The 17,050-nt window shown below is 63.0% G+C and carries 17 protein-coding genes; 3 read left to right on the top strand and 14 right to left on the bottom strand.

What is annotated here, in order from left to right; all coding sequences use genetic code 11:
• Nucleotides 1-91: 91 nt before the first annotated feature.
• Complete coding sequence (locus tag CAG11_RS27580) at nucleotides 92-766, bottom strand: COG3650 family protein (protein WP_022642701.1); 675 nt, start codon at nucleotides 764-766, stop codon at nucleotides 92-94.
• 71 nt (nucleotides 767-837) lie between these two features.
• Nucleotides 838-1,437 (bottom strand): short chain dehydrogenase, encoded by a 600-nt coding sequence (locus tag CAG11_RS27575; protein ID WP_085599190.1) that lies wholly within the window; start codon nucleotides 1,435-1,437, stop codon nucleotides 838-840.
• A 105-nt stretch (nucleotides 1,438-1,542) separates the two neighbouring features.
• On the opposite strand from CAG11_RS27575, the gene CAG11_RS27570 reads away from it, so the two are divergent.
• Nucleotides 1,543-2,451 carry a LysR family transcriptional regulator gene (locus CAG11_RS27570; protein ID WP_022642703.1) on the top strand — a complete coding sequence of 303 codons (909 nt, stop codon included), beginning with the start codon at nucleotides 1,543-1,545 and terminating at the stop codon, nucleotides 2,449-2,451.
• Nucleotides 2,452-2,503: 52 nt separating this feature from the next.
• Here CAG11_RS27570 and CAG11_RS27565 read toward each other — a convergent pair whose 3' ends face one another.
• From CAG11_RS27565 to CAG11_RS27525, 9 genes are all read right to left on the bottom strand, one after another.
• Nucleotides 2,504-3,001, bottom strand: a complete 498-nt coding sequence (locus CAG11_RS27565; RefSeq protein WP_085599189.1) for a DoxX family protein — start codon at nucleotides 2,999-3,001, stop codon at nucleotides 2,504-2,506.
• A gap of 19 nt (nucleotides 3,002-3,020) precedes the next feature.
• A complete protein-coding gene (locus CAG11_RS27560; RefSeq protein ID WP_085599187.1) occupies nucleotides 3,021-3,773 on the bottom strand; it encodes a DNA-binding domain-containing protein in 753 nt (250 codons plus the stop codon).
• The gene (locus tag CAG11_RS27555; RefSeq protein ID WP_143494793.1) at nucleotides 3,770-4,654 is read right to left on the bottom strand and encodes a DUF692 domain-containing protein; all 885 of its coding nucleotides are present in this window, start codon (nucleotides 4,652-4,654) and stop codon (nucleotides 3,770-3,772) included. The genes CAG11_RS27560 and CAG11_RS27555 overlap by 4 nt, the downstream gene beginning before the upstream one ends.
• Before the next feature lie 28 nt (nucleotides 4,655-4,682).
• Nucleotides 4,683-4,985, bottom strand: a complete 303-nt coding sequence (locus tag CAG11_RS27550) for a DUF2282 domain-containing protein (RefSeq protein WP_085599183.1) — start codon at nucleotides 4,983-4,985, stop codon at nucleotides 4,683-4,685.
• 154 nt (nucleotides 4,986-5,139) lie between these two features.
• The gene (locus CAG11_RS27545) at nucleotides 5,140-5,841 is read right to left on the bottom strand and encodes an ABC transporter ATP-binding protein (RefSeq protein ID WP_022642708.1); all 702 of its coding nucleotides are present in this window, start codon (nucleotides 5,839-5,841) and stop codon (nucleotides 5,140-5,142) included.
• Entirely contained in the window at nucleotides 5,842-6,609 is a 768-nt protein-coding gene (gene livG, locus CAG11_RS27540) for a high-affinity branched-chain amino acid ABC transporter ATP-binding protein LivG (protein WP_022642709.1), read from the bottom strand.
• Nucleotides 6,606-7,862 (bottom strand): high-affinity branched-chain amino acid ABC transporter permease LivM, encoded by a 1,257-nt coding sequence (locus CAG11_RS27535; protein ID WP_085599181.1) that lies wholly within the window; start codon nucleotides 7,860-7,862, stop codon nucleotides 6,606-6,608. The genes livG and CAG11_RS27535 overlap by 4 nt, the downstream gene beginning before the upstream one ends.
• Complete coding sequence (gene livH, locus CAG11_RS27530; RefSeq protein WP_022642711.1) at nucleotides 7,859-8,782, bottom strand: high-affinity branched-chain amino acid ABC transporter permease LivH; 924 nt, start codon at nucleotides 8,780-8,782, stop codon at nucleotides 7,859-7,861. The genes CAG11_RS27535 and livH overlap by 4 nt, the downstream gene beginning before the upstream one ends.
• Nucleotides 8,783-9,013: 231 nt before the next feature.
• Nucleotides 9,014-10,141 carry a branched-chain amino acid ABC transporter substrate-binding protein gene (locus CAG11_RS27525; protein ID WP_085599179.1) on the bottom strand — a complete coding sequence of 376 codons (1,128 nt, stop codon included), beginning with the start codon at nucleotides 10,139-10,141 and terminating at the stop codon, nucleotides 9,014-9,016.
• A 341-nt stretch (nucleotides 10,142-10,482) separates the two neighbouring features.
• On the opposite strand from CAG11_RS27525, the gene CAG11_RS27520 reads away from it, so the two are divergent.
• Nucleotides 10,483-10,788, top strand: coding sequence for a DUF2288 domain-containing protein (locus CAG11_RS27520; protein WP_085599178.1), 306 nt, complete (start codon nucleotides 10,483-10,485; stop codon nucleotides 10,786-10,788).
• A gap of 262 nt (nucleotides 10,789-11,050) precedes the next feature.
• Here the strand turns inward: CAG11_RS27520 and CAG11_RS27515 are convergent, their stop codons facing one another.
• Nucleotides 11,051-13,231 (bottom strand): hypothetical protein, encoded by a 2,181-nt coding sequence (locus CAG11_RS27515; protein WP_085599176.1) that lies wholly within the window; start codon nucleotides 13,229-13,231, stop codon nucleotides 11,051-11,053.
• Between the two features lie 198 nt (nucleotides 13,232-13,429).
• Between CAG11_RS27515 and CAG11_RS27510 the strand changes: the two genes are divergently transcribed.
• A complete protein-coding gene (locus CAG11_RS27510; RefSeq protein ID WP_085599174.1) occupies nucleotides 13,430-14,326 on the top strand; it encodes an NAD(P)-dependent oxidoreductase in 897 nt (298 codons plus the stop codon).
• Here the strand turns inward: CAG11_RS27510 and CAG11_RS27505 are convergent.
• A complete protein-coding gene (locus CAG11_RS27505; protein WP_085599172.1) occupies nucleotides 14,217-16,496 on the bottom strand; it encodes a bifunctional diguanylate cyclase/phosphodiesterase in 2,280 nt (759 codons plus the stop codon). The genes CAG11_RS27510 and CAG11_RS27505 overlap by 110 nt on opposite strands.
• Before the next feature lie 144 nt (nucleotides 16,497-16,640).
• Nucleotides 16,641-17,009: a YkgJ family cysteine cluster protein gene (locus CAG11_RS27500; RefSeq protein ID WP_053135500.1), complete on the bottom strand. Its 369-nt coding sequence runs from the start codon at nucleotides 17,007-17,009 to the stop codon at nucleotides 16,641-16,643.
• Nucleotides 17,010-17,050 lie beyond the last annotated feature (41 nt).

Raw genomic sequence — 17,050 nt, 5'->3', positions numbered from 1 at the left:
GCGCGACAGTGCGCCGGCTTGCTTTGCACAAACCGGCGATTATAAGCCGCAATCCGCCCTGGCCGTGAGGTTAAAACGGCTGCTCGTCGAATCAGTCGTTGCGCGAGCCGCCGAAGTAACCGCAGCCGCGCTGGACCTGGCCGTCCACTCGCAGCTCGGCGCTCAGGTGCTGGACGCTGCCGGTCTGGCTGTCGACGCAACGTTGCGGGGCGACCCAGAGTTCGACGCGCTGGTTGTTGGCTTCGCTGGTGAGGTTGAAGCGGCCATCGCCCAGTTGCTCCTCCAGGTATGGCAGGGCCAGGGGCGGCTGGCCGTCACGCTCGATGCGCATGCCACGGGCGTTGACGTCGACCTTCCAGTTCGGGTTCTTGCCGCTGGCACGCAGGATCAGGCGCTGGAAGTTGGGATCGCCACAGGCGTTGGAGCGCTCCACCCGATACAGCTGGCGCAGGTCCAGCTGGCCATCGCCGCTGCCACTGGCGGAGAGCTTGCCCCGCAGGTCGGCGAACAACTTGCCCTGTTTTTCCGCCAGGGTGGCGGCTTCCTGCAGCACGCTGGTGCCGCCACCATCGCTGACCACGTAGCGCCGGTCTTCGCTGCAAGGCTTGAACAGCAGCTTGCCGTCCGCCGCGCTCAGCTCGCCCTGGACCCGGGTCAACCCGGCCATGGACGGAGCCTGGGGCTGGTCATCGAACAAGGGCAGCATCTGGCAACCGGCGAACAGCGGCAGCAGGGCGAAACAGAGCAGGGAACGGGCGGTGCGCATCAATCGGGCCTCCAGGCGGAAGCCGACACGTTACGCAGCCCGACCGTTCATCACAACCCCGGATTTTTTCGTCAGCCGACGTGGTAGGTCTGGCCGGTCTGCAAGCCTTCCACGCTCTTGGCGTAGGCCAGCGCCACGTCCGCTGCCGGCACCGGCTTGAAGCCGCGGAAGTACGGGGCGTAGCTGCCCATGGCTTCCACCAGCACGTTGGGGCTCACCGAGTTGACCCGCAGGCCTCGTGGCAGCTCGATGGCCGCGGCCCGGACGAAGCTGTCCACGGCGCCGTTGACCAGGGCCGCCGAGGCGCCGCTGCGAATCGGGTCATGGCCCAGGATTCCGCTGGTGAAGGTGAAGGAGCCCCCGTCGTTGGCGTACTCACGGCCGATCAGCAGCAGGTTGACCTGGCCCATCAGCTTGTCTTGCAGGCCCAGCTGGAAGTGTTCGGCGGTCATCTCCCCCAGGGGCGCGAAGGTGACGTTGCCGGCAGCGCAGACCAGGGCATCGAAGCGGCCGGTCTTCTCGAACAGGGCGCGGATCGACTGGCTGTCGCTGATATCCACCTGGAAGTCGCCGCTGCTGCGGCCGATACGGACGATGTCATGGCGTTGCGCCAGTTCCCGGTCCACCGCCGAGCCAACAGTGCCGCTGGCACCGATCAGGAGAATCTTCATGGTCTGTTCCTCGTGAGAAGGGAGATGAGGTTGCAGTCTAGAGTGGTTTTTTCCATGGATTAACGCGCTAATAGGCAACCTTTGGTTTTCTGGTGGAAACAATCCATGAGCGAAATGGATGACCTCGCGGCTTTTGCCGTATTGGTGGAGGCCGGCAGTTTCACCCTGGCGGCCCAACGCCTGGGATGCAGCAAGGGCCAGCTGTCCAAGCGCATCAGCGCCCTGGAGGCGCGGTTCGCGGTGGTGCTGCTGCAACGCACCACCCGCCGCCTGGACCTGACCGCCGCCGGTGCCGCGCTGCTGCCCCAGGCCCAGGCGCTGGTGGCCCAGGTGGATCGCGCCCACCAGGCCCTGGCCCGGCTCAAGGACGATGTCGCCGGCCCGGTGCGCCTGACGGTGCCGGTGTCCCTGGGGGAAACCTTTTTCGACGGCCTGTTGCTGGAGTTCTCCCGGCAGTATCCCCAGGTGCAGATCGAACTGGACCTGAGCAATGCCTACCGCGACCTGGCCCGTGAGGGTTTCGACCTGGCGGTGCGCTCCGCGGTAGACAACGACCAGCGCCTGGTGGCCCGGCCACTGCTGGCCTGGCACGAAATGACCTGTGCCAGCCCGGCATACCTGGAGCAATACGGCGAGCCCCGCACGCCCATGGAACTGGCCAACCATCGCTGCTTGCTCAACAGCCACTACAGCGGGCGTGAAGAATGGCTCTACCACCAGCGTCACGAGTTGTTGCGGGTGCGGGTCAACGGGCCGTTCGCCAGCAATCACTACAACCTGCTGAAAAAGGCCGCCCTGGTGGGGGCCGGTATCGCCCGGCTGCCATCCTATGTGCTGCATGGCGAGCTGGCCGATGGTCGCCTGCGCTGGCTGCTGCGGGACTACCAGACCCGCAGCATGCCCATGTACCTGGTGCATCCCTACCAGGGCGGATTACCCAGGCGCACCCAGGTCCTGGCCGATTACCTGATGGACTGGTTCCGCCGCAGCGGCGAAGCCCTGGACCGCTTGTAACGGCGGCCATGGCCAGACGAAACGAGCTGGATCCGCAGGACCTTCCAGGGCTTCAGCGCAGCCTGCGGCAAAGCAGGTGGTCGATGGAGAATGTGCCCGGCCCACGGGCCAGCAACAGCAGGAAGATGGCGATCCAGGTGCCGTGGGTGGGGTAGGCGTCCGGGTAGACGAACAACTGGATCACCAGGGTCATGCCCAGCAGCGCCAGGGCAGAAAAGCGCGTGGCCAGGCCGAACAGAATCAACACCGGGAAAAAATGCTCGGCGAAGGCCGCCAGGTGCGCCGCCAGTTCCGGAGCCAGTATCGGCAAGTGGTACTCGCTCTGGAACAAGGGAATGGTCGAATCCGCCAGGCGTGGCCAGCCCAGCTCGAAGGTTCCGGAAACCAGGTCGATGGCCAGTCCTTCGATCTTGGTCTGCCCGGATTTCCAGAACACCGCGGCAATACTGAAGCGCGCGATGAAGGCCACCAGGCTGTAGGGGATGAGTTCCAGTTTCTGGCAGGCCCGCATCAGCAGGTTGGCGATAGGGGAGTGGGTCCGGGTATTCATGATCGGTCTTCTTCTGTGGTTACAAGTCAATGAGTGCGCCGTGGCCAAGCAGCAGGCCCAGGCAGCGGCCCAGGTCGAAGTCGGCTTGGGCATCCAGGGCCTGGGCGGCGGCGACCGCCAGCGGTTGCCGGGCGCGCAGGCTGTCGGTGAAGGCCAGGCAGCCGGCATCCACCACCAGTACCTCGACCTCCAGGGCGTTGCGTAGCACCAGGATGTGTTGTTCCCGATGCAGATAGAACGATGGCCACTGCCGGCCATCCTGGTGCGCGGCCCACAGGCTGGCCACGGCGTAGCTCGATTGCAGGCTGCGCAGCGATGGATGCAGGTGCAGGTGCAATCGGCCAAGCTGCTCCGGTCGGCTCATGGCTTCTTGCAGTTGCGCCGCTGCCAATGGCCGGGCATCGGCGGCGTGATAACTCTCGACCCGCAAGCGTTCCAGGCGGGCGATATCGCCCAGGTAGGGCAAGGAGGCGGCCGGAACGAAGTCATCGATGAATTCGGCAAACCCCTCGCCGTAATCGTTGAGCCGTGGGGTGCTGGGAGGCTGGCGCTCGATATAGGTTCGGGCCATGGCCTTGAAGAACGCTTGGCCCACCAGTTGCTCCACCACCGGGTAGCTGTCTGCCAGGGCGTTGAGCAGCGAGCCCTGCACATTGTTGCGATAGACCGCGAAGCGGCTGGCCGGATCGGCGCCGTTGCTGCTGTACAGGCCCGGCGGGCAGGCCCGCCCGGTGTCCAGCAGGGCCCTGGTGAACTCAGCGTGGCTGCTCATGTGCGCTCCTTGATCTGGCGCAGCAACGCCTCGGCCTTGCCGGCTTCGGCCTGGAGGGTGGCGAAGGGCGGAATGCGATTGTCCCTTTCGATCAGCGTGGCCATGGGGCCGATACGTTCCAGGACTTGCTGGTACAGGGCCCAGACGGCATCGTCCACCGGGGCGCCGTGGTCGTCGATCAACAGGCGATCTCCCAGCCCATCGCGGTCCTCGGCAAAACCCGCCAGGTGGATTTCCCCTACGGCATGCAATGGCAGCGCCTGCAGGTAGGCCAGGGGCTCACGCTGGTGATTGACGCAGCAGACATGCAGGTTGTTGATGTCCAGCAAGAGGCCGCAACCGCTGCGGCGGACCACCTCGCTGATGAAGTCCGGCTCATCCAGGGTCGAGCGCTGGAACTGCAGGTAGGTGGCCGGGTTCTCCAGCAACATCTGCCGGCCCAGGCGTTCCTGCACCTGGTCGACGTGTTCGCAGACCCGTTGCAGGGTCGGTTGGTCATAGGCCAGGGGCAGCAGGTCGTTGAGAAACACCGGGCCATGGCTGGACCAGGCCAGGTGCTCCGAAAAGGACTGGGGCTGGTAGCGCTCGATCAAGGCCGCCAGGCGTTCCAGGTGGAGGCTGTCCAGTGGGCCTTCGCCACCGATGGACAGGCCGACACCATGTAGCGACAGCGGGTAGTGCTCGCGAATCAGGCCCAGGTAATGATGGAAGGGGCCGCCGTCCACCATGTAGTTCTCGGCATGGACCTCGAAGAAACCGATGTCGGGCCGTTGGCCGAGCACTTGCTTGAAGTGCTCGGTCTTGAGCCCCAGGCCAGCGCGAGGCGGCAGGCTTGGCGCCAAGGCCCGAGTGTCGTCGTGGCGGTGCGGGTTCAGGGGCATGTTCATGATCGACACTCAGGCCGCGGCATCAGGACTTGGCCTTGAAGGCCTGGAGCTGGCCGAAGCCGGTGGGCGAGGTGCTGCTGGCGGTTTTCTCGCAGGTGCCCTTGGGCAGCAGTTTCCAGGCGTTGGCCTGATGGTCGGTCTTCGAGGTGCCCGCGCAGGTGGTTCCAGCACCTGCCGCGCAATCGTTCTGGCCCTTCATGGCGACGCCGAAGCACTTCTCCATGTCGCCCTCGGCATGGGCCGTGACCGGCAGGGCGGCGATGCAGACGGCAGAGCCCAGCGCCAGGACCAGGGCAGTGGCGGACAGGGTACGAGGATGGCTCATGTTGTTTCTCCAGGGTTGGGTTTGGACAAGGAAGCATTTGTGCTCGCTTGTCCTACTAGAGACGGCACCTGGCGATTCGTTACAGCCCCTGGCGATTTTTTATTGGCCCCGAAAAAAAACGGCCCCGCAGGGCCGTTCCGTGTGTGGCAGGTACTCAGCCGCCCAGGTAGGCGTCACGGACCTTGGGATCGGTCAGCAGCGCTTCGCCGGTGCCTTGCATCACCACCCGGCCATTCTCCAGCACATAGGCGCGGTCGGCGATCTTCAACGCCTGGTTGGCGTTCTGCTCCACCAGGAACACCGTCACGCCGTCGCGGCGCAGCTGTTCGATGATGTCGAAGATCTGCTGGATGATGATCGGCGCCAGGCCCAGGGACGGTTCGTCCAGGAGCAACAGCTTGGGCTTGCTCATCAGCGCCCGCCCGATGGCGAGCATTTGCTGCTCGCCGCCGGACATGGTGCCGCCACGCTGGGTGAAGCGTTCCTTGAGCCGTGGGAACAGGTGCAGGACCTTGTCCATCTGTTCCTGGTAGTCACCCTTGTCGGTGAAGAAGCCGCCCATGGCCAGGTTCTCCTCCACCGTCAGGCGGGCGAATACCCGGCGTCCCTCTGGCACCACGGCGATGCTCTTGCGCATGATCTGCGCCGAGCTTTGTCCCACCAGCTCCTCGCCCAGGTAGCGAATGCTGCCGCTGTGGGCCTGTGGCGAACCGCAGAGGGTCATCAGCAGGGTGGACTTGCCGGCGCCGTTGGCGCCGATCAGGGTGACGATTTCGCCTTGGCGGATCTCGACGTTGACGCTGTGCAGGGCCTGGATCTTGCCGTAGTAGGTGGAAACGTTCTCGAACTGCAGCATTTACGCTTCCCCCAGGTAGGCTTTGATCACTTCGGGATTGTCGCGGATCTGTTCCGGCGTACCGTCGGCCAGCGGCGTGCCCTGGTTGATCACGACGATGTGGTCGGAAATGCTCATGACCAGCTTCATGTCGTGCTCGATCAGCAGCACGGTGACGTTGTGCTCTTCACGCAGCACGCTGATCAGCGCCTTGAGATCCTCGGTTTCCCTGGGGTTGAGGCCGGCGGCCGGCTCGTCGAGCATGAGGATCCGTGGCCGGGTCATCATGCAGCGGGCGATTTCCAGGCGTCGCTGCTGACCGTAGGCCAGGGTCCCGGCGGGACGGTTGGCGAACTCGCGCAGGTTGACCTTGTCCAGCCAGTAGCCGGCGTACTCCATGGCCTCGCGCTCGCTCTTGCGGAACGCCGGGGTCTTGAACAGGCCGGCCAGGAAGTTGGTGTTCAAGTGGCGATGCTGGGCGATCAAGAGGTTCTCGACCGCGGTCATGTCCTTGAACAACCGCACGTTCTGGAAGGTCCGCACCACGCCCTTGCGGGCGATCTTGTGGCCGGTCAGGCCCTGGATCGGCTCGCCATCGAGCAGGATGGTGCCGGAGCTGGGCTGGTAGAAGCCGGTGAGGCAGTTGAACACCGTGGTCTTGCCGGCGCCGTTCGGGCCGATCAGCGCCACCACTTGTTTTTCCTTGACGGTCAGGCCCACGCCGTTGACCGCCAGCAGGCCGCCGAAGCGCATGGACAGCCCGGTAACTTTCAGGATCTCGCGGCTCATTTGCGCAGCTCCATGTGAGGACGTTGCATGGGCAGCAGACCTTGGGGACGCCAGATCATCATCAGCACCATCATGGCGCCGAACATCAACATCCGGTATTCGCTGAATTCACGCATCATTTCAGGCAACAGGATCATCACGATCGCCGCGAGGATCACCCCCAGCTGCGAGCCCATGCCACCGAGCACCACGATGGCGAGGATGATCGCCGACTCGATGAAGGTGAAGGACTCCGGGGTCACCAGGCCTTGGCGGGCGGCGAAGAAGCTGCCGGCGAAACCGGCGAAGCAGGCGCCCAGGGTGAAGGCCGAGAGCTTGATCACGGTGGGGTTCAGGCCCAGGGCGCGGCAGGCGATCTCGTCTTCGCGCAGGGCTTCCCAGGCGCGGCCGATCGGCATGCGCAGCAGGCGGTTGATCACGAACAGCGCGAACAAGGCCAGCAGCAGCGCCACCAGGTAGAGGAAGATCACCTTGTTGATCGAGTTGTATTGCAGGCCGAAGAACTCGTGGAAGGTCTGCATGCCTTCCGCTGCCTTGCGCTCGAAGCTCAGGCCGAAGAAGGTCGGTTTCTCGATGTTGCTGATGCCGTTGGGGCCGCCGGTCAGGTCGGTCATGTTGCGCAGCAGCAGGCGGATGATCTCACCGAAGCCCAGGGTCACGATCGCCAGGTAGTCACCGCGCAGGCGCAGTACCGGGAAGCCCAGCAGGAAGCCGAAGGTGGCCGCCATCAGGCCGGCGATGGGCAGGCAGATCCAGAAGCTCAGGCCGAAGTAGTGCGACAGCAGCGCGTAGCTGTAGGCGCCCACGGCGTAGAACCCCACGTAGCCCAGGTCCAGCAGGCCGGCCAGACCGACGACGATGTTCAGGCCCAGGCCGAGCATCACGTAGATCAGGATCAGCGTGGCGATGTCCACCGCGCCGCGGGAGCCGAAGAACGGCCAGACCAGGGCGCCGACGATCAGGGCCAGGATCAGCCAGCGCTGGGTGCTGGGCAGGGTCAGGAAGTTGCTGGCCTTGGCCGGGATCAGCGGCATTTTCGGCGAGGACTTCCACATGGCGCTGATCTGGCTATGGAACAGCACCCGCAGGAACATCAGGACCGAGCACACCGCGATGGTGGCGAGGATGGTCGGGCTGGTGTTGTGCACTTCCAGGTTGATGCCGACGATACTCAGTTTCAGGCCCAGTACCGGATACGCTACTGCCCAGACCAACAGGGCGCTGAACAGCGCCGATTTAAGATTCCTAGTCATACTTTCTCAACCTCCGGACGGCCCAGAATGCCGGTCGGCCGGAACAACAGCACCAGAACCAACAGGCCGAACGCCACCACATCCTTGTACTGGTCACCGAACACGTCGGCACCAAAGGCTTCGGCCACCCCCAGCACCAGCCCGCCGAGCATCGCGCCCGGGATACTGCCGATGCCGCCCAGGACCGCCGCAGTGAAGGCCTTCAGGCCCACCAGGAAGCCGGCGTTGGGGTTGATCACCCCGTATTGCATGCTCAGCAGCACGGCGGCGATGGCCGCCAGCGCGGCACCGATCACGAAGGTCAGGGCGATGATGTTGTTGGTGTTGATACCTAGCAGGTTGGCCATCCGGATGTCCTCGGCGCAGGCACGGCAAGCGCGACCCAGGCGAGAGCGGGAGATGAACAGGGTCAGGCCGAGCATGGCGATGAGGGTCACCACGAACACCACGATCTGCATGTAGGAGACCAGCACTTCCTGTGCGCCACCTGGGCCGATGGAGAAGCTGCCCGGGATCAGGTTGGGAATGGACTTGTCCTTGGAGTCCTGCGCCAGCAGAACGGTGTTCTGCAGGAAGATCGACATGCCGATGGCGGAGATCAGCGGGATCAGGCGGTTACTGCCACGCAAGGGGCGGTAGGCGATCCGTTCGATGCTGTAGCCGTAGGCACTGGTGACGACGATGCTCGCGATAAAGGCCGCGGTCATCAGGAGCGGGACGCTGTCGAGTCCCATCATGGCCAGCCCGGCGATGGCGATGAACGCCACGTAGGAACCGATCATGTAGACCTCGCCGTGGGCGAAGTTGATCATTCCAATGATGCCGTAGACCATCGTATAGCCGATGGCGATCAAGGCATACGTGCTGCCAACGGTGAGACCGTTAACCAGCTGTTGGAAGAAGTGATAGATGTCAGGCATTACAACGCTCCTAAAAACCTGATACGCATTTCACTGGTGGAGTCATTTTCCCGTCCAGGCCCCGTAGGTCTGCACCCACTTCGGGCTGGACTTTGCCAGCGAACCGCTGATGACGGTTTTGAGATTTTCAGGTGGGCAGGCTCCCGGATCACGGGAGCGCGGCCCATACATTCGTAAAACAAAGCCCACGGCAAAGCCGTGGGCTTTATCGGCAGTCAGCCAGGGCCAGCCTTACTGAGGCGAGACTTCGGTCTTGGGCTTGCCGAAGTGCCACTCGTAGACCACGAACTTGAAGTCCTTCAGGTCGCCCTTGGCGTCGAAGCTCAGGTCGCCGGTCGGGGTCTTGAAGGTGCCTGCGTGGATGGCTTCGGCGACTTTGGCCGCGTCTTCGCTCTTGGCGTTGGCAATGGCTCCGGCGATCACTTCAACCGCGGAGTAGGAAGGGAATACGAAAGGACCGCTCGGGTCTTCTTTCTTGGCCTTGAACGCATCGGCCAGGGCGACGTTGGCCGGGTCCTGGTCGAAGGACTTGGGCAGGGTCACCAGCAGGCCTTCGGAAGCGTCCTTGGCGATCTGCGAGATGGAGTCGTTGCCGACACCTTCCGGACCCATGAACTTGGCCTTCAGGCCTTTTTCCTGGGCTTGGCGCAGGATCAGGCCCAGTTCCGGGTGGTAGCCGCCGTAGTAGACGAAGTCGACGTTGGCTTGCTTGAGCTTGGCCACCAGGGAGGAAAAGTCCTTGTCGCCGGCGTTGATGCCTTCGAACACGGCGACCTTGGTGCCTTTCTTCTCCAGGGTCTGCTTCACGGCGGTGGCGATGCCTTCACCGTATTGCTGCTTGTCGTGGAGCACCGCGACGATCTTGGGTTTCACGTGGTCGGCGATGTAGTTGCCGGCGGCCGGGCCCTGGGCGCTGTCCAGGCCGATGGTGCGGAACACCATCTTGTAGCCACGGGCGGTGATATCGGGGCTGGTGGCGGCGGGGGTGATCATCACCACGCCTTCATCTTCATAGATGTCGGAGGCGGGTTGAGCGGAGCTGGAGCAGAGGTGGCCGATCACATACTTGACGCCATCGTTGACCACTTTGTTGGCGACGGCCACGGCCTGCTTGGGATCGCAGGCGTCGTCGTATTCGACGGCTTCGAGTTTCTTGCCGTTCACGCCGCCCTTGGCGTTGATCTGTTCAATGGCCATCTTGGCGCCACTGAACTGCATGTCTCCGTACTGTGCTACAGGGCCTGTCTTGGGCCCGGCGATACCGATCCTGATGGTGTCAGCTGCGAACGAATGGCCGGCAACACCTGCCAGGACCATAGCGGCAAACAGTTTGGAAATCTGCTTAGTAGCCTTATTCATAGTGCTCCACTCTTGCTGTTGTAATTTTTATAGTTCCGGCGGCCTTGAGTCGCAGAACCGAACCAGATATTTCGTAAATATCCGTCGGAAATGCCCCTGGCAACTGTACCGGTACAGTGTAGTGCGCCGGTCGTTCGCTTGAAAAGCTGGCTGCTGGGGGCAAAAACGCGGAGTGTCGCTTGATTGAAAGAAAAAGACAGATTTGCGGCGTGGCATTTCGCGCGTTTCGGCGTCTATCCCTGGCGCTTCTGAGCTTCTCGATCGATGACGCTTTTGCTACCGGGTTTTTCTGCCAGGACACCGACGTTATGATTGCGCCGATTTCTTTTCTGGACAGTCCCATGACTCAAGAACCTAGCACCCTCTATGCCAAGCTGCTTGGTGAGACCGCATCCATCAGCTGGAAGGAACTGGAGCGGTTCTTCGCCAAGGGTGCCCTATTGTGGGTCGATGCCGACCTGGATCTGATCGAAGTGGCCCAGGCCGTGGCCGAGAACCAGGCGGACAAAGTGGCGGCCTGGTTGGCCCAGGGTAACGTTGAAAAGCTGTCTGCGACGCGGGCGTCCGATCTGCTGGAACGCGATCCAACGTTGTGGGCGGTGGTGGTATCACCCTGGATCCTGGTCCAGGAAAGGGCGCCGAGCTGAGGTCGTGCGCTGAACTGGTGCAGGCTTTTGTCGGACAAAAGTGTGTAGCCGAGTAACCGTGAATCCAGTGATGGCACCTTGCCGTAGAGAAAGGCCCCACGGGGTCTTTTGGCCAAGGTGACGTTCACGGAAGGGGAACAGTTTCAAGCCCGTCCGACGAGCTGCCCAATTGTTCCCCGGCAGCCTTCGCAAGCGTCCAGATCCTTTCCCTTAGCATGACCCGAGCACCGGCCAGTCGATGAGGCTGGCCGGTGCTCGGGCATCAGTAGGCGGTCTTGCCGGTGTGCTGGTTGAGGGAGATGACCCGGGTCTTGCCGATGCGGTGGCGGTAGATTTCCCGCAGGTACTTGATGGCTTTCTTCACGCAATCGCGCGACAGGCGGATGTCGTTGATCGAGACGAACTTGTCCTTGTCGTTGATCAGCTCGCGGTACTTCTTCTCGTACATCGGCTTGATCGCATACCAGTTGGTGTCGAGGATCTTCGCCGGGTTCTCGAACTCGTTGAGCAGGTCGTCGATGCGGTCTTCGTCGAAGTGATCGCTGGTGATGAAGTCCAGTACCGAGTTGTCCAGGGTATCGTCGAAGCGGTATGGATTGCGGGCGAAGCAGCGCTTGATGAAAGCCACGATCAACGTCAGGAAATCGTCCGACAGGCACGGGCTCTTGGCGATCAGGGTGGTCAGCGACAGGTTGGCCGAGGCGCCGATCACCAGCGCATAGCGCTTGAGGGTGGTGTTGGGGAACAGGCTGTTGAGGTGGGTCTTGAGCCGGTTCAGATCCATATAGGACAGCTTGTAGTCCTTGGGCAGCGAGACGATGGACACCACCGACGAGCAGTTCTTGAAGAAATGCAGGTCATGCAGCGCCGCGGCGTCGAAGCCCGAGGCCTTGTATTGCTCCAGCGCCGCGCGATAACGCTTGGATTCGATCGGCAGCAGGCTGATGCCTTCGATGGCCTGGGTCTGCTTGTTGAAGTGCGGCAGGTCGATGGAGCGGAAGAACAGGTCGTCGATGTTCAGGCGCTGCGGCTCTTTCTCGAACACCTTGAACTTGTCGCCGGTGGGCACCGGCTGTTCCGGCACCACGGATTCGGCGTAGGCGATCGCCACCGGGCCGGCCAGGCTCATGAACAGGTCGTTGGCGTCCAGGCGGATGGTCTCGCCGATATCGATGCCGGCGCGTCGGAAGTAGTTCTGGTCGTAGTCGGTGGTCACCGCCTGGGCGGTGAGGATGTTGAAGATCTGCTGGGAGATGTACTGGTTGGCGTGCTTCTCCATGGCATTGACGTCGATGTTCTGGATGTTGCCGTCATCGCTTTCTTCGGCGTAGCGCATGATGTCGTTGGAGATCAGCATCATCGCGTTCCATGGGCGGATCCGCCCCATGACGCTGGCTTCGCTGCTGTCTTCGTTATCGAAGTTGTAGGAGAAGTCCCACTCCTCGGACAGGTACTTGCATAGCAGCCGCCCGGCGTTGATGTGCAGGGCCTCGGACATTTCGCTGCGATGGTCGGAGATATTCGGCAGCACGCAGATGCCGCTGGTGAAGATCGGTTCGAAGACGAAGGAGTGCCCGCTCTTGCTGTCGTGCTCGTCCATCGGCTTGGTGTCGAAGGTCTTGTTCATGTACGAGTACTGCTGGGCCAGGCCGAACTCCGAGGCCATGCCCGAGCCGGTACCGCCGCCGGCGCTGAAGATCGAGAAGTACAGGCGCGACTGGTTGGCCTTGATCCCGCAGGAGTCGATCAGGTACGAGTGGATCATCTTCCAGTCGGGGCTGGAGAAACGCTGGGTGTCCTTGTTGAGGATGATCTTGGCCAGGTACTGGCCGAGGATCGGTGCGTTACCGGCACCGCCGGCATGGACTTCCGAGAGGTCCATGATCTTCATCTTGCTGTAGTCGCGGATGAACCCGCTCTTCTCGCCCTTGCGCGAGAAGCGGATGCGCCCGGCGATGTCCTTGTCCAGGTCGCCGAGCATCACCAGCGGCTCTACCAGGAACACCGGCTTGCTGGCCTTGTTCTGGCCCAGGCGCAGGTTCTGGCGGATCCATTGGCCGGGGCTGTAGCCGCCTTCGTAGGACTTGTCTTCGTTGTTGAATTCGTTGAGGTAGAACTTGCGGGCGTTGTACACCAGCTCCGCCACGTCCAGGGCGATGTTGGAGCCGCAGCGGCCGAGGCCGATCAGGCAGACCGAGGGAAACTCCTGGTCGCGGCGGTTTTCCTGCTCGTCTTCCAGGTGCACCGGACGCGGGAATACCGTGTCACGCAGGCCGTCGAGGTTGTCGAGGATGCGGTCGGTGTTGGTCTCGGTGAAATACAGGTACTGCTGGGTCGACTGGGGGCGTGAACTGGACAATGGCTTCGTATCTGAGTGGCTTGGTTTGGGGGAGGTCAGCGTCATCTCGGAGACTGCGTTGGCAGGATCGTTTTTAGAAGTCATTGTGCGCCATGTGCCTGGTCAGGTTGGCTCGCGGACGAGGTGTCGGCGGGCCATCACGGAATGGGACCTCGCAGCTTCGTGGAGTGCGAATTTTGCCCAAGGTGCCAGGGTGTTTTCTGAGCGACGCTCGGGGGAATCCTTTCCTGAATCATGATGGATCGGCCAGTATCCGATGATCTTTAATCAAATGAGGGCAATATGATGTCAGCGTTACCTACGCTCGGTTTTGCCGGAATCGGCCTGATGGGGCTGCCGATGTGCCAGCGCCTGCTGGCTGCGGGCTATCCGCTGGTGGTGTGGAACCGCAACCCGCGCAAATGCGCGCCGCTGGTGGCCGCCGGGGCGCGACAAGTTGCCGCGCCATCGCAGCTCTGCGACCAGGCCGACCTGGTGCTGTCGTGCCTGGCCAATACCGAGGTGGTGCGCGAGGTGGTCTTCGGCGCCGGCGGGATCGCCGAAGGCGCCCGGCCTGGCCAGTTGCTGCTGGACTTGTCGAGCCTGGAGCCGGCGGCGACCCGGGAGATGGCCGCCACCCTGGCCCGCGATACGGGCATGGGTTGGGTCGACGCTCCGGTATCCGGCGGTACCCAGGGCGCCGAGGCCGGCAGCCTGGCGATCATGGCTGGCGGTACCGCCGCGGATGTCGAGCGGGTGCGCCCGGTGTTGCTGGCCATGGGGCAGCGGGTCACGCACATGGGCGCGGTGGGCGCGGGCCAGGTGACCAAGGCCTGCAACCAGATGATCGTCGCCTGCAATGCCCTGGTGATTGCCGAGGTGGTGGCCCTGGCCGAGCGTTCCGGGGTCGATGCGCGTTTGTTGGCCGAGGCCCTGGCCGGTGGCTTCGCCGATTCGCGACCATTGCAGATCCTCGCCCCGCAGATGGCCGAGAGTCGTTTCGAACCGGTGAAATGGCATGTCCGCACCTTGCTCAAGGACCTGGATGGCGCGGTGAAACTGTCCCGGGAGCAGGGCGCGGCGACGCCGATCAGCGGGTTAGCTGCGCAGTTGATGCGTCTGCATGGTGGGCAAGGCTATCTGGAAAAAGATCCAGCGACTCTGGTTCAGCTCTATCGGGATCCGGCAGCCGAGGCTTGAGGGCACCGGCATGACGCTGGTCGAGTTCGTCCAGCACTCCGGGCAGCTCCAGCAACGGTACCGGCCGGCTGAGCAGGTAGCCCTGCAGGTAGTCGCAGCCGTAGTGCTCCAGCAGCTGCTGTTGCTCCAGGGTCTCCACCCCCTCGGTCACCACCTGCAAGTGCAGGGTATGGGCCATGACGATGATCGCCTGGACGATCTCCATGTCCTGGATCGACTTGGGGATGTCCTGGATGAACGAGCGGTCGACCTTCAGGGTGTTGAGCGGTAGCCGCTTGAGGTAGGCCAGGGACGAGTAGCCGGTGCCGAAGTCGTCGATCGACAGCGATACCCCGAGGCCGCGGATCTGCTTGAGCAGCGCCAGGGTGCTAGCGATGTTGCCCATCAGGGCGTTTTCCGTGACCTCCAGTTCCAGGCGCTGGGGGGCCACCTGGGCATCGCGCAGGGCGCTCTCGATCTCCCCGGCCAGTTCTTCGCGGGTCAGGTTCAGCGCCGAGCAGTTGACCGCGATCTTCAGTTCGCCGCGGCCGTGGCGTGACAGGTAGGCCAGGTCTTCGCAGGCCTTGCGCAGCACCCAACTGTCCAGCTCGGCGATCATGCCGTTGGCTTCGGCAATGCTGATGAAGCGATCCGGGCTCAACAAGCCATGCTGTGGATGCTGCCAGCGTACCAGGGCTTCGAGCTTGGTGACCCGGGCGCTGCGAAGGTCGTAGATCGGTTGGTAGTACAGCTGCAAGCCCTGGTTGTCGCGCAGCGCATTGCGCAATTCTTCTTCCAGTTGCAGCTCCAGGGTGGCCCGGGTCTTGAGGTTGGAACTGAAGAAATGCAGGCTGTTGCGCCCCGAGTCCTTGGACTGGTAGAGGGCCAGGTCGGCGTTCTTCAGCAGCTCCTCGCAGGTCTTGCCGTCGTCGGGAAAGATACTGATGCCGATGCTGGTGGTCATCACCATGCGCCGCCCGCCCAGTTCGATCGGCTCCTTCATCTTGTGCATGATGCGCTGGGCCATGTTCCTGGCCTCGTCGCGACCGTACAGGTTGATGAGGATGCAGAATTCGTCGCCGCCCAGGCGGGCCACCACGTCCTCATGGTTGCGGGTCGAGCTCTTGATGTGCCCGGCGATGACCTTGAGCAGTTCATCGCCGGCATCGTGGCCGAGGCTATCGTTGATGCGCTTGAAGTGGTCGATGTCGAGGAACATCACCGCCAGCATGCCGCCGAAGGTGCTCTTCTCCATCAGCTTTTCAGCGAACAGCTGGTTGAAGCCGCGGCGGTTGATCAGGTTGGTCAGGGCATCGTAGTGGGCCACGTGCTGCAGGGACGCGCGGGCCTGGTCGAGCTGCGAGAGCAGGGCGTTGACCCGGCGCAGGTCGCGCTCCTTGTGCTGCAGCTTCTTGTCCGCCAGGGCTGCGCTGATGCCGCTGCCGATGACCAGCAGGATGATCGCGCAGACAGTCAGCCCCAGTTGCAGGTTGCCATCGGGCGTCACCGCGATCGGCAGCGCCCCGGCGGGCAGGGCCAGGGTCATGGACCACATGCCGGTGAAGTGCATGAGGACGATGGCGCCGCCCAGTACCAGGCTGCTGGTGTACTTGAGCAACTGGTGGAATATCCCGCTGCCATCGCGCAGGTGCCGGGACAACAAGAGCGCCGCCAGGCTGCAACCGATGGCCACCAGCAGCGACAGCCCCATGATCCTGGGCTCGTAGTACAAGCTGGCGCTGGAGCGCATGGCCGCCATGCCCACGTAGTGCATGGCGCTGATGCCCAGGCCGATCCACAGCGCGGCCAGGCAGTAGCGCCAGAGCGGCAGTTGCATGTGGCTCAGGGTATCCATCGCCAGCCAGGCGGCGATCAGCGCGATGAACAGCGATAGCAGGGTCAGCGGCAGGTCGTAGTGGATTTCCAGCGGCGCCTCGAACGCCAGCATGGCGATGAAATGCATGGACCAGATGCCGCCGGCCAGGCAGCAGGCACCGACCCAACGCCACAAGCGCTGGCTGCTTGGCTGCTCGACATGGCTGACGCGCTCGGCCATGTCCAGGGTGGCGAAGCTGGCGGCGCAGGCCACCAGGTAGGCCAGCAGCACTAGAACCGGATTGTGGGTGCAATGGAGGACCACTTGCCCGCTATCCGGAAGCTCGGTAATGAAATGCAGACCCAGCCAATCCATAGCGTGCCCATGTCTTTTTTAGTCGTCTGGCGTCGGCGGATCAGCGCCAACGAGTGCTTGCAGTATAGAAGGCACTCGGTGGCTGCAATGGGCGGTGGCACTTTGGCCCTAATGATTTGCTTATGGGGGTTATCGCCAATGGTGCTAAGCGCTTTCCTCGTACCAGGGCTCATCGTTCGCCGGCTCCAGTGGGGCGAGGCCGAACGCGGCCCGGGCGGCATCGCAATCGGCGTTGTGCTGGCCGTCGATCCAGGAAGCCTCGAACTCCCGGCATGGGCTGCCACGCTGGGCGTAGATCGAGCAGCTCACACCCTTGCCGACTTCTCCTTCAAGGGCGATGCAGCGTGGCGACTTGCAGTCGGTACCGAGCATCGCTACCCGGCTGGGACTGATGCTCTGCACCAGTTCGTCGGGGACCGTTCCGCCGGACGAGGCGCATTCGCCCCAGAAAAAAGACACACGAAAGTATGAACAGCAGGCACCGCAATTCAGACACGGACTGGCTTCGGACATAGGCGTATTCAACGGGGAAGGGGTGGGAAAGGGGGGCAGGC

The sequence above is a fragment of the Pseudomonas sp. B6(2017) genome, from assembly GCF_002112765.1.
GTDB lineage: Bacteria > Pseudomonadota > Gammaproteobacteria > Pseudomonadales > Pseudomonadaceae > Aquipseudomonas > Aquipseudomonas piscis.
This window is presented reverse-complemented; position numbering and strand designations above follow the sequence as displayed.